At 37.6% G+C, this 9,758-nt stretch carries 8 protein-coding genes; 1 reads left to right on the forward strand and 7 read right to left on the reverse strand.

The window, feature by feature from the left end; all coding sequences use genetic code 11:
* The 5 genes from V7147_RS22350 to V7147_RS22370 all read right to left on the reverse strand — a co-directional run.
* Positions 1–473, reverse strand: a 473-nt coding sequence (locus V7147_RS22350; RefSeq protein WP_335370007.1) for an HAD family hydrolase, incomplete at its 3' end; no start/stop codon positions are given.
* A 684-nt stretch (positions 474–1,157) separates the two neighbouring features.
* Positions 1,158–2,333 carry a KamA family radical SAM protein gene (locus tag V7147_RS22355; RefSeq protein WP_335370008.1) on the reverse strand — a complete coding sequence of 392 codons (1,176 nt, stop codon included), beginning with the start codon at positions 2,331–2,333 and terminating at the stop codon, positions 1,158–1,160.
* 37 nt (positions 2,334–2,370) lie between these two features.
* A complete protein-coding gene (locus V7147_RS22360) occupies positions 2,371–3,567 on the reverse strand; it encodes a YheC/YheD family endospore coat-associated protein (protein WP_335370009.1) in 1,197 nt (398 codons plus the stop codon).
* Positions 3,568–3,753: 186 nt separating this feature from the next.
* The gene (locus V7147_RS22365; RefSeq protein WP_335370010.1) at positions 3,754–4,512 is read right to left on the reverse strand and encodes a YheC/YheD family protein; all 759 of its coding nucleotides are present in this window, start codon (positions 4,510–4,512) and stop codon (positions 3,754–3,756) included.
* 35 nt (positions 4,513–4,547) lie between these two features.
* Positions 4,548–5,300, reverse strand: coding sequence for a YheC/YheD family protein (locus V7147_RS22370; protein WP_335370014.1), 753 nt, complete (start codon positions 5,298–5,300; stop codon positions 4,548–4,550).
* Between the two features lie 546 nt (positions 5,301–5,846).
* Between V7147_RS22370 and V7147_RS22375 the strand changes: the two genes are divergently transcribed.
* A complete protein-coding gene (locus V7147_RS22375) occupies positions 5,847–5,957 on the forward strand; it encodes a YjcZ family sporulation protein (protein ID WP_335370011.1) in 111 nt (36 codons plus the stop codon).
* 543 nt (positions 5,958–6,500) lie between these two features.
* On the opposite strand, the gene V7147_RS22380 is transcribed toward V7147_RS22375, so the two are convergent.
* Both V7147_RS22380 and V7147_RS22385 read right to left on the reverse strand, forming a co-directional pair.
* The gene (locus V7147_RS22380; RefSeq protein WP_335370012.1) at positions 6,501–8,072 is read right to left on the reverse strand and encodes a SagB family peptide dehydrogenase; all 1,572 of its coding nucleotides are present in this window, start codon (positions 8,070–8,072) and stop codon (positions 6,501–6,503) included.
* Positions 8,073–8,092: 20 nt separating this feature from the next.
* Positions 8,093–9,758 (reverse strand): TOMM precursor leader peptide-binding protein (locus V7147_RS22385; RefSeq protein WP_335370013.1); only part of this gene is annotated, 1,666 nt, incomplete at its 5' end.

Consider the following 9,758-nt stretch of genomic DNA (forward strand, 5'->3'; position numbering starts at 1 on the left):
TTTGCATGACCAATCGTACCAGAAATAAACGTCATCTCTGCCGGAATCCACCGACTAAGGCTGAGCTGTTTAATTTTCATTTCTTGATGTTTTTCTTCACCATTTGTAAGAATCCCAAGCTGTTTCCCTTCTTTGTAAAGTACATTTAGTAGTTCTTCGATTTCCGGAAACAAGGTAATGTATTTTTGTTCGGTTACATACGTTTCATGAAAAATAGCCGCTTTTTCCGTATCTATAGGGATGTTAAAATCCTTACAGGCAGCCATGATTCGTCCGGTTTGCCATTCAAATTGGGATATTTCACCTGCTTCACTTTGATCAAATAAAATCTCGCTATACTTACGACTTGCTTTATATAATTGATCGATTTCTTCGTCTGAAAATGGCTCTTGAAAAAGCTTCCTTACCGTTTTATGAAAAGATTGTGCTTGATCATATAGTGTATCATCGACATCAAAAATTATCGTATCCATTCTCATAGCCCTCCTTATATTATGATGATATCACTTATTTATCAAATAGAGAAAATAGAGAGCTAACTAACTACTCCCTTCATCTAATCAAACAAATAAGCAACAGCACCTACCCTTACGAGTAGGAAAGGTGCAGTTGCTAGTTACTAAAAAAACTCATTACTTATGGTACTGTTCACCGTACTTTGGAAAGAGCGGTTTTCTTTAGATACGGATTTATACTTAGAAGGAACCACCTTATTTTTTAACCAAATTATACGAATTAGATAAATGGAAAAGGTGGTTCTCATTGGAGCTTCACTATTTTAAGATTTTTTGTCAGAATTTACTGTTAGGCGAATTTGGACTACAGAGTATTTTTATGTATTAAATAGTTTTTCAGAAATTCTCATGTGGAAAAACATTCATGATCGACTGCTCTTAGGCCGAGCATGTAAATGAAATTTATTAGATAGAAAAGGCCTGTACGGACATATCCACCACAAGCCTCTTTTGTATCGATTTTTAAAGAAAGAATGATTTGGGCACTACATTCACAGAATATTTCTGAAAAACAACTCAATTGTTCTCCTTTTTTAAAAATTATTTCCACTTCTGGAATGAAGGAAAACGGTCGGATCTTTGAATGATAATTATTTCCCATGTGGACTTGTTAAATGGAATAGACATAATAGATACATAGGTTTAGTTAGTAGAAGGGCGTTTTTTCTGAGGCAAAGGAGGCATCTCATTCACAGAAATCACATCATCAGTCTTCTTTGTTGGTTTTTTCCAATATTGTTCATTATTTGGTAAATCATCAAACCAAGATGCTGTAGATGGACAGTCAAGAATCATGAAATTTCCATAGTCGCCATCACGTGATTGGTGATATTTAAGGTAGGCCTTCCCATTCTCGATTGCAAGAATTTCAATTTTACCAGAAGTATGACTCATAACTAATTTGACCCGTTTTCCGAGGCCGGAGGTTTTAGCCTTCGCTTCCTCAACAATACGGTATACTTGTTCCAATGGCAGAACAAATGAAGCGTTTCCTGCTACAGGCCGATTCACAAAAAAATAATAAGGAGTAACTCCTGCCCAAGATAGTTTATCTAACAACTCGCCTAGAACAGTTGGATCATCGTTAATTCCCTTCAGTACTGGAGTTTGATTGACAACGATTACTCCTGCTTCTTGTAGAGCTTCAATTGCTCTAAGTGCCTGAGATGTCATTTCTCGTGGATGATTAATATGGGCCATGACATATATTTTTTTGTTAACAGTAGAGTGCTCTTTCAATAAAGCCAATAGTTCTTCGTCTTCGTAGATCCGCATAGGATTAAATACAGGTATTTTGGAGCCAATCCTGATAATTTGTACATGGTCAATATTACGTAATTCTTCAAGAATCCATCGCAATTTTGGGGTGCCTAGTATTAGAGGATCTCCCCCTGTAAGAAGAACATTATTAATTTCGGGTGTTTTTCTGATGTATTCAATCCCATCGGTTACATCGGACATAGCCTCTTTTACATCTGAACGAAACAACCTCTTACGAAAACAATATCTGCAGTAGGCTCCACAAACTTCAGAAACCAAAAGTAGAGCAGTAGTAGAGTATTTATGTTGGCAGCCTTTTACAGCATAGTTTGTATCCTCATCAGATGCGTCCCATCTGCCGTATTCCAATAATTCCTCAGAGGACGGAATCACCAACTTGCGAAGTGGGTCTTCTGGATCAGACCAGTCAATAAGATTTAAATAATATTCATTTATACGAAAAACAAACTTATTAGTAACGGTTTCAAGTACTCTTTTTTCCTCCTCACTCAATTCTTGTATTTTATTTATATTTGTTATATATTTGGGATTTTGCATGTTTAAAAAACCTCCTGGATAAAATTAAACTCTCATCTTATCTTTCATCTTTAGTCCAGCCACGACCGAATTGCCTCGAGACCGGACCCCACATTCCCCCCCAACCTTTATCGGACGAAGTTCTTTTTTGCATATATAAATATTTGGAGAATAATAGAGGATTAAGGAAAGCTTGATGAAATGTCTCTTTATCGTAGGCTTTCATAAGGGAGACTTTTGCTGATTTAGAATTCGGCTCAATAAACCATATCTCTCCAGCTTGATCAATTCCAAAATCGATTCCTATTTCACCAAATGTCCCATACACCTTTTCCAAGGATTCATAAATGGTAAAAAGAAATTGATGAACCCTTTCCATTAATTCCTTTACTGTAATGTCAGGATAATTCAGTACTTTTTTCAAAAATATTTCTATAGGATATGCTGATGAATGAATGGTAATAGGAGATTGCCTTTTTCCAATTCTTGCACAAACTCCAATAATATTAATCTTTCCTTCTCCATCTCTTTGTAATTCTGCCCGAAAATCAACTTTACTGTCATTGATATTAATTAAATTGATCCCTTTCTGGATGATAAATTCCCTTTTTCCAAAAAACTTGTTAATTTCTTTAACCAAATCATTCCAAGATTCTGCTTGACCTCTAACCATTTTATCCACATAGTAACTATACTCGAATTTCCCTTGTTGCTTCTTACGGATTCGGAAAATCCATCTCCCCCGTCCACCACGCACTCCTTTTAAATAAGCTTCATTATTATTTTGTAAAAACTTTCGCAAATCTCTTTCATCTTGATACAAAACCGAATATGGGAGATATTTCCTAACCTCTTTTATTTGACTCAGATCTCGATAAACCTCCCATTTGTTGAAGTAGGATTGGGAATTAAACTTTATTACTTGATGTTTATCAAGAATATCTTCAATACGTTTTGTGATAAATTTGCTTGATCTGCCACCTGCACGTCGATTGTAGAGAACGTCAGGTAAAGGGAAATAATCTTGCTTCCATTGGTTTGAATCTTTATCAAAACTAGTACCTAAAATAACATTTTTCTTAAAATCAAAGTCTTTAATTGAGAAGAAAAATAGGGTAACACCTGCCTCAACACTTGCTTTAGCCAATTCTAGAAGTCTATTGTAGCTGCTGAATTCATAATTCTGTTTGTTCAATTTTCTAATCACTGAATTATTAATAAAAGTACCCACAAGGGGACGTTTTAAAGGCACCATTAGTTCCGTCATCTCCCTGATATTCTATATAAGGTATGGTATGGCTGTAAGAAACACAAAGAAACGACATTCACCCATTCATAGATAATTTGTTTCTGAATAGCCTAAATTAATAGCCACTATCTCTAAATAGAGTGGCTTACCATTTTTTATAAAATTCCGAATTCGGATTCTAGACGAGTTTTTTTACTTAGCTATTTCCCGCAGAGATTTAATTCTGTTATATAAAGTCTTGTCAGGAAGAAGCCCGAAATTACCTCGAATGAGGGGTTCATTGTTTACTTCATAAATCCAGACCTGCTTCTCCTTGTCCAGCCCAATATCAACAGCAAACTCCCAGTTTTTAGGATAGATAGGACTCACCACTTTTACTGTTTTTAGAATGCAATCATGAAGTCTTTCTATCACTCGTGTCTTCTCCACTTCATTATAATCAAGTTGTTGTGTAAATAATGTCTCCAATGGTGTTGGGGTTCCTCCAATGTGAGAAGTTGTGACAATATTTCCAGGTGCACCTACCCTGGCACAAATCCCACCGACTATCCACTTTCCATGTACACGAAGGGCATGACACCTCAGGTCAAAATATCGGGAATCCTTTGTTGTACTATTTATTCCCTGTTGAACGATGTAACGACTACCCGAAGTTAACTTCTGTACTTCTGACCATAATGAAGTGAAACGATCAAATTCTTGTTGTTTCACTTCATTACTTCTACGAAGAAAATAGGAACTTGAGCCTGCCTGTTCGACTCTTATAACCCCCCTAGATTTTCTGCCTCGATCAGGCTTTAGATATAACTTTTTATATTTTCGGATCATATCCGATAATGTTCTTTCAGAAAGGATCTCTGTAGCAGGAAGATAAATGTTGGTTTCTGGATGACACTGAAGAACATATGCGACCGTTGACTTACTTTTTACTTGATGCCTTCCAATCGGCATAAAATCACCTACCTATATCATTTTTCCCAGTAAAATCACACACGTTCTTCGTTCTCACGAATCCACTTTTTAGCATCAAGATATTTTTGGTACGATACTTTGTCATTTACTTTATCGAGACCCTTTGAGTCCGGATTGGTGTTCGCCTCGATAAACCAAACCTTTCCTTGCTTATCAATTCCCATGTCTAAACCAATCACTAGCAACGGAAAACTTGACCCCAAAACATGTACGATTTGGTGGGATAGATCAGTCAATTCTCGGACTGTATTCATTGGATTCAATTTTTGATCGTTTTTTTGCAAGACTTCTTCCAAAGACAAATCAAAATTTCCCCTTGCTATATTAGTGACTACAGCATCTTTCTTCTTCGCCACAACGCCGGACATGAGAGAAGGCCGCCAGCAATTCTTTACCTTTTGCATAACCACCCGAATATGAAAAGGGCCATCGTTAAAAGTAGCTAAGTCTATTCCCTGCTGTACAAGATAAGACTTCCCAGTACTAAATCTCCCCGTTAAATCCTTTACAAGTTCGGTGAAAGAGACTCGCTTAGTAATATTTTCATAGGATAGCTCATATTCAGAGTTGCTGATCCGCTTGACCCGGCTAATCCCCGAACCTTTTCTGCCTATATTTGGTTTGATATAAACTTGAGGATGGGATTGCACCATTGTCTTAAGACTCTCAGTAGAAAACCAATGGGTTTCCGGGACATGACGAGAGAGGATTGGATCCTGCAACAAAGGTATTGTTTTTTTCATCTTGCTTCTAATAATTTTATGCACCTGCAATATTTTAACCTCCTTGTATTGTTTGTCATGACCGCCCAAATCTAAGCAAAATGGCTTGGAAGGAGGGGATAAACCTTTTAACTCCTTAAATTGAATATTTATATTTTACCTATTTTATTGTATTTGCTTTCTGCAAAAGTGTAATAGGTAATCTGCCTTTATTTATTTTGGAAATCAATTTAAAAATTCCTTATCGTCAGTTTCACAATCATCCCGAACTAAAAATCACGTTCCTATGACGGATTTGTATTCTGAACATAAGGAGAGGGAAATACTCTAGTTTATTTATTAAGCCAATTGGAGAAAGATTAGGGATTGGAGTTATCCGATTAAAAAAGTTGGAAGACTCTCATTATGAAGTCCACTATAATGGCCAGGCTGAATTTTTTGAGTCAAAGACTGAGCATTACTTGCTTTGAAGGAAAAGGTGAGTATCTCATTCAAGGTGTAAACCTTTTGAGGACAAATTCCACACTTGTCCATGTCGGGTTATATTGTTGATGCATAGACTATGTTATCTTTGAAAAAGGAGGTGTGTCTATGAGCGGCGGCGGATACGGAATGGGTATGGGTTCAGAATTTGTATTGATTGTTGTACTCTTCATCCTACTAATCATCGTTGGTACTTCATTCGTGAGCACTGGATACTGATCGAGTCTAATCTGTATCATTGAAATTGAAACAAACCCAAACCTCTATCGAAAAGAAGCGCGCTATTGCGCTTCTTATCTTAAATATCCTAATTCCACCTTCTTTAAACGAGGAATTAGGATTTTGTTTTTCAACAATCGCGTCCGAATGTTTATGACTTAATTGAAGATAAGATAAGACCCCATCTCAGTAATAATTTCCTCATTTGTACAAATTATTTAAGTTTATTTATTCTATGTATGCCATATAGTTTCAAACTGTAATATATTAACCATAGTAGAAACAAACCGCTTAAAATCAACATTTTGCTTGCCCTATGTGTAACATCTTTAAACTGGATTTTCTACGAATTATTATATTTAGTTAGCAAAATGTAGCATGTTGTTAGCGGTCAATGATATGTAATTGACTAGATTCCTCCTTTATTGTGAAGTTGTCCCCTCTAACTTTTCTCTTTATAATTTTACAAATAAGTCGCTTTGTTTCAATCAAAAAAAGCAAAGAAGAAATCTTCTCTTTGCTCTTCTAACCTATTAACTTGTTTTAGCAACGCAAACTACCCCTTAACCACGGACGAGGTCGATAAGGACCGATTGGTACTTGAATTAGACTTGTTTTATTATGTGAATCCATCTTGTAAATTTTATCAGATACGTTCGCACTAAATCCAAGAAGTGGATGTCCTCCCCACCCAATCGCTGATGCAGCTAAAAGTAGTCTCTGCACCAGCATACCTGCTTCCATTTGTTGGATTCGGTAACCTCTTCGGCCAAGTGAAGTTTTGTAATGCTCCTTTTCTCCTGCCACGTGAAAGCATAATGGTACTTGAATCAAATTTACATTATCTGCAGACATTCCGTATTGAAGATTAAGTCGATGGTCTCCAGGTTCTATCTGTCGTAACGAATGAGTAATACTATCATAAAAATAAGCAGCATCTGGAATCCCTTCTACATTATGAAAACAGCCGTACAGTGAGATACGGGACCTATGCTCCTTTAGTTCACTGTCCAAATCATTTCGATACGAGAATGAAGCTGTTGCCTCTTGTAATAAACTAGCTAGTTCCAGTTGATTTACCTTTCCCATAGTGAAATCCATGTCCGGTGAAAAACGCTTTTGCAAGACCGATGCAAGGTCGTACGATAAACGATTCACTAGAGGAAGAGTTACTTTATGACCTTCAAAAATTCTTCTCTTTTTTGGCCAAATCTTACTAATTGTTTCCGTTGATTCAATAAAAGACTCTTCATTCAACTTTGTTAAAATTGGATACTCTTGTATCCTCTCTGATCGTAAATAGTAATTATTATCCTTCATTTCATTCAGCTTACTAGACAATTCTACGGAATTAATATTCCCATATCTATCACTCTGATGCATATTCCAGTTTGTTGCTTCTACAGTGAGTGGGATTACCGCATATACGCTTTCTTCTTTCTCGGAAAGCCCGAGTAAATGGTTGATTGCCCTATCTAGAAATTGGAAGTACACCCCTGTTTCAAAGCCAAACCGTTTTGCTACTTCGAGTAACTGTCCAATTAGAACACCCGTATCCAACCCTTGTAAACGGTAGGAAAAGTTGTTGTATTTAAAAAAATTTTTCCAAAACATTGTTGATATAAAAACAGTACCAAAACATGTAGACAAATCAATGCGATTACCAAGTGCTTGGTTGATATATAAATCAAAATTACCCTCTCGCAGTAACACCAATCGGTGGTGTGCGACATCATAATGGTATACGCCAAAAGGCAAATCCTCCAACTTAAGATAAACGTATAATTCGTTTGGATATAACGCTCCGCCGGAAGGGGCATACCGCCTGTACGACTGCATTAAATCAACGTCTTGATCCATTGTTATGACTGATTGGCTTATTTGACTAAGTCCAAATACATACCAAAGAAAATGCCCCAGTCTGCTAAAATTAGGTTTGCTGGGGACATCCTGTTCATCTAGCTTTAATGGCACATCTAAAGACAACGGAAAATCATGCAAGCCACGGTATAGTTTATAGGTCAAAGGTGAGTCTTCCCAATCGACTACCCGATCTGGTGGGCTTACTTTATCAATATCAAAATGTAAGTTGTTCAGAAATTCATCCAGACTCATCCTATACCTCCTAGTCATTCTTATGGAAACGGGTGTGGATGTGGATTAAGCTGTTCAAGTGTAAGAGGTTGATTCTCATAACCGAGTTCCATCGGTACCCTTAATACCCTCTCAAGTCCAGTTATACGGGTAAGATGGTGTCCGAATGTCATCGGCAACATCCCTGGAATTAATACTTTTACACAGTGAAGTCCATTTCGTAGAGTTTCCGATGTCGACTGATCCACGACAATTACATCGAGTTTCAAGCGACGAAACTCCTGAAGTATTTCTTTAAGATCTTCGGTAAGGTCTGAATGAGGCGTCTTCAACTTGAATTCCTCGGCAAACGTTCGCAATGAACGATTTTCATGCAGCAAAAAATTTAGACGCTCTTCTGCTTCCGGTAATCCATATAGCATGCCATGATCATCCATTTTCTGGACAAGGGAAGAATCCTGTAACATTTGAATAAACTCTCCCTTGTTCCCCTCGAATTTATCGTCAAGCGTGAGCATCATACCAGCCAATTCATGAATTGCGCTTTTTACTGCCCGTACCGGGTCAGGATGCGCTCCTGCAGCACAAATAACATTTAATCCTACGTTTTTTCTGTTTTTTGCCAATGCCCATACACTCGGAATTCCGTGTTCCATCGTCGAATTGAACAATAATATTTCATACCCTGCAACTGTACGTATACGTTCTATCATTAACTCCAATTCTCGATCATTAGTTGAATATGGGTCTAATTGAGGAAGTGACATTTGAGCGTACCAAGTCACCAAGAATGAATCCCGTTCCACTACTTCCATTATTCCATAGAAAATAGCTTCTTCTAAACTTCCGCCTAAAGCACATCCGTTTGAAGTTTCGTAAACAAATCCTTCCCCATCACCTAAGCTGTAATAGGCAAGCAACTCTGGAACAAGAATCGGGCGTTCCTGCAAGAACGAATAGCCCCATACCCAATTCATGGGTCTATCTGGATCAAACGGTTTAAATGGAAAACCAGGTTGAGAATATTTGTCCGCTTCATGGATACCTACTGTGAGAGGATTTAGTGCCTTTCCTTCTAAATTGCGGAAACTATCATTAATGACAGTTCTTTTACCACGTGGAGAAAGACCACAGTACCGCTCTAAGCCTTCTAATATCGCAGTCAATTCACTTACAGCGTATGAATGAGTCCGCCCAGCTACTCCCTCATCGCCGTGCATCAAAGGCAGATTCACACCTACATCGGCAAAAGGTGGCAAGAGGTCATACATCTTCCCATTTAAAAAGCCAGCCTTAGAATCCAGATAGTCATTTACTAAGAATTTTTCTAATTCGTCTAAAGAACGGCATCGGTAACTGTCAATGCTGGTCTTGGGACTTGGTTGAAGAGTAATTTGTGCACTACTTGCTGAATCGTCGGGAAGTCCACCACAAACCGAACATAATGGGTTTGAAAGAAAGGAATGCCATGAACTTTTAAGAGTATTCAAGTTGAGTAAGAAGATTTTTCCTTCTGCGTGAGAGTCCTTTCCATCCAAAATCCTCTTTGACTCTTCAACTATCAAGTAAGCCATCTGCAAAAGCCCTGTATTAGATGCCCATACATCACGAGTAATACCTCTTTGTATGGAAAGGTGTTCCTGCAAATGACGCATATCTATTCGGTCACGTCCAGCCATAAGTCGCCTCATGTCAGCACATTGGGAG

The organism is Bacillus sp. JJ1521 (assembly GCF_036965165.1).
In the GTDB taxonomy this organism is placed as follows: domain Bacteria; phylum Bacillota; class Bacilli; order Bacillales; family Bacillaceae_L; genus Ferdinandcohnia.